We start from the raw sequence: 3288 nt of genomic DNA, 5'->3' as shown, positions 1-3288 counted from the left end.
CGCTCAGCCTGGCCGGACTCGGTGGGGCGATGACCTCGTGGGCGCAGTCGGCACGGATGGCTGATGGCGGCGTGGTGCGGGGTCCGGGTGGTCCGCGCGAGGACCGGGTGCCGGTGCTGGCGTCCAACGGCGAGTTCGTCGTCAACGCCGCGGCGACGGCGCGCTACGGGCCACTGTTGGAATCGATCAACAAAGACACCCTCAATGTCGGCGGTCGGGACGCGCAAGTTGTTGCCTCGCTGGGTCTTTCGCGCGTCAAACCAGCCCAGGCGTTGCCCGATGTGGCGACCACGCACCGATTCGATCGGTCGACCACGATCAACCTCACGACTACCCAGCACGACAGCGCCTACCTGCGCACGAAAGCTGTTGCTACGCAACGGGATCTCACCTACGCGGCCGGACGGCGGTAAACCGCGGCGACGCATGACCAAGGAGTAGACGATGGCCCGATCCCTGCATGAGGACGACGACCTCGACCCAGACGAAGAAGAACTCGACGATCTCGATCCCGAGGAAGACGAACTCGATGACGACGGCGACGCCGCAGCCGAGGTCGGCGGTGCGGCGGCTGGTGGCGTCGCCGGTGCCGCGGCGCTTGCCGCGGCGGCGCCGATGGGTGTGCCGGCGCGTCAGCAGAAGTCTCCAGGGGGCGCGGCCACACCCGCTCAGACGGGTGGGAAACCGCGTGGTGCGCGTCCGGCACCGGGGAGCAAGCGGCCCGTCAGAAAACCGCAGGCCGGAGCCGGCAAACCGCAGGGCGCGAAGAAGCCTCCCGGCACGGGCGGCCCTGAGGGTGAAGGCAAAGGCCAGGGCGACGATGCCAAGGCGCTGGTGACCGCGCAGCAGGAACTCGGCGTCGCGCAGCAGGCCGCCGACGTCCTCGAGGCCCCGCACGCCACGGCGACGAAGAAGCTGGTCGACGCGGCGAAGGCCGCCGCAACCCGCATGTCGCCCCTCGCCGCCGCAGTCAAGCAGTCGAGCGGTGAGCACAAGAACGCCGCGAAGGACCACGGCGAGCACGAGAAACAGCAAGGCGAGCTGGACAAGGCCCTGAGCGAGGGCGGTCTCGGCACGATCATGAAGATCGTCGACGACCTGAAGCCGTGGATCGACAAGATCATGAACTGGCTGAACAAGCTCAAAGACGCACTGGTCAAGGCATTCGAGAAGGCGCTCAAACCGGTCATCAACTTCTTCGAGAAGGTGTGGAGCCAAACGGTTGTCCCGGCCTTCAAGAAGACCGTGCAGGTGGTCTCGGGAGCGTTCAACTCCGTCGGCGATATCATCGGCAATGTTTTCACCGCCCTCAAGAAGGCGTGCGCGATCGTGCTCAAAGCTGTCGGCGAGGTACTGAAGAAGCTCGACTTCACCATTCCCAGTTGGGTGCCTGTCGTCGGCGGCAAGAACCTCGGCCTGGCCAAGATCGGCGACACCCTGGTCGAATGGTCGACCAAGATGCGCGATGGTGGTGTGGTCCGTGGACCAGGCGGACCGCGCGAGGACGCCGTCCCGGTGATGATGTCCAACGGTGAGTTCGTCGTCAACGCGGCTGCCACCGCCAAGCACCGGGGTGTGCTCGAGGCGATCAACAACGAATCCAGGTCGACCACCGGGTCGGGCTACGCGGCCACCGCGCGATCATTGCCGGTGACCGCTGGCGCCCAAGCCCGGGCGCTGGCCCGAGCCGACCGCCCCCAACTGGCGATCGCCAGCCCGATCGCGCCGAGCGGCGATCGACTCGACCGCTCACTCGCGGTCAACATCAGTGCGCCGACGTCTGGTCACGCGCATACGCACGACACCGCGCTGGCCGCCCGAAAGGCACTGACCTACGCCGCAGTTCGGCGTTGATATCCTCAGTGCAAGGTCAGAATTGCTACGACTCTGGAATTAAGGATGGATATGGAGTTCAAGACGCTCTATAACATGGTGCAGGCTTCATGTTTTGATCGCGCGGAACGAATTCGCCGACTTCCCACCGAGTCGTATATTCCGACGAAATGCTATAGCCAGGTACTCGACGCCTACATCGAGAACGGGTGGCGTGTCGTATACGGATACGATGGCCCCGATGCGGGTATCGACTACAACCGCACTCACCTGAAACGCGGAAAGAGCATTCTCAGATTCAGCTGGTGGCCCGATGAAGGAGGTCGAGTGGCCGGCTCTGAGAGTGATATCGAGGATATTTCCCGGTACATTCGCGACCACTGTGCATAAATCTAACTAAATCTTACACCTCCAGCAGTCGGAGAGCGGTCTTTCGGATCGCTCTCCGACTGCTTTTCTACGCCTTGTGACGGTCCGCATTGTTGTCGGATGTGAAACGCGGCGATGAGGTCACATAGGGAGTGTCGTTGTGACAACCATGGATTCGGACGAGGAAAGCGGTGCTGACCGCCCCGCTGATCGCTCATTGAGTTTCAAGGGCGCCAGACAGTGGTATAACGCCGAGCTCAGGAAGGCTTCGCCACTTGATAAAGCGTGGGAAGATGCCGGAGTTTCGTTAGAAGAACGTGCTAGAAGACTGCAAGAGGTTCGCCATCGAGCGCGCCTCGACTCTCGCGATATGATGAAGAGCCGGCTGGGTGTTCGCTGGCTTCAATTCAGAGATTTGCGGAAGTATCGCAACAAGGATGGTCCGACCTTCGATGGGATGGTGCGGCGCCGAGAGAAGGCCGGACTCTCCGGTGACAGATTGCATCAGTCGATTATCGATAGCTTCGACAAGACGGACCCCAAGACGAATCGGAAATACGATCCCGAGACGGCAGATAAGCGTGCACAAGGCGCAAACGGGAAAGTGGACACCCGCAAACCCGGCCTTGGTGGAAAACAAAAACCGCCCGGCGATAAAGGCAAATCGAACACCGGCAAATCCGGCGCGGCGATCAAGGAGATAAAGGCAAAAGTTACGGCGCTGAAAGGTAAGTCAGCGGCGCTGAAGGATAGCCTCAAGGCGATGCTCGACCACGGCGCCGCCCACGCGAAAATGGTTGCGGGGTGGGCGAAGGCGCCGAAGGGGCTCGCGAATCTCACTAAGGCGATGAAGAATTCGTCGACTGCCGGGAAGAGTGTGCAAGGTGCTACCAAGTCGTGGATCGGTGCGCACGGCAAGATCAACGCTTCGATGATGAAGTCCCCGTTGGGTATGATCGCGTTGGGGATTGCGGCGTTGATCGGCGTTGTGACGTTGATTGTCGGTAACTGGGACACGGTGCAAAAAGTCTTCGAGGCCGTGCGTAAGAACACCCTTGAGCCGGTCGGTAAATTCTTTGGCGAGGT

At 61.8% G+C, this 3288-nt stretch carries 4 protein-coding genes; all 4 read left to right on the top strand.

The annotated features are described in order from the left end of the window. Positions 1-413: hypothetical protein (locus ACFWU5_RS29030; RefSeq protein ID WP_379270071.1), on the top strand; the 413-nt coding region annotated here is incomplete at its 5' end. A gap of 31 nt (positions 414-444) precedes the next feature. Further along, complete coding sequence (locus ACFWU5_RS29025) at positions 445-1854, top strand: hypothetical protein (RefSeq protein ID WP_379247303.1); 1410 nt, start codon at positions 445-447, stop codon at positions 1852-1854. Positions 1855-1905: 51 nt separating this feature from the next. After that, on the top strand, positions 1906-2223 hold the full coding sequence (locus ACFWU5_RS29020; protein ID WP_379247305.1) for a hypothetical protein: 318 nt from the start codon (positions 1906-1908) through the stop codon (positions 2221-2223). Positions 2224-2362: 139 nt separating this feature from the next. After that, positions 2363-3288: hypothetical protein (locus ACFWU5_RS29015; RefSeq protein ID WP_379247306.1), on the top strand; the 926-nt coding region annotated here is incomplete at its 3' end.

Origin of the sequence: Nocardia sp. NPDC058640 (assembly GCF_042716995.1) — a bacterium.
In the GTDB taxonomy this organism is placed as follows: Bacteria; Actinomycetota; Actinomycetes; order Mycobacteriales; family Mycobacteriaceae; genus Nocardia.
Note: the sequence above shows the minus strand (reverse complement) of the source record. Positions and strands in the feature narration are given on the sequence as shown.

Coding starts and splice junctions, on each gene's coding strand:
- ACFWU5_RS29025 (WP_379247303.1), top strand. CDS start 445: ATGGCCCGATCCCTGCATGAGGACGACGACCTCGACCCAGACGAAGAA.
- ACFWU5_RS29020 (WP_379247305.1), top strand. CDS start 1,906: ATGGAGTTCAAGACGCTCTATAACATGGTGCAGGCTTCATGTTTTGAT.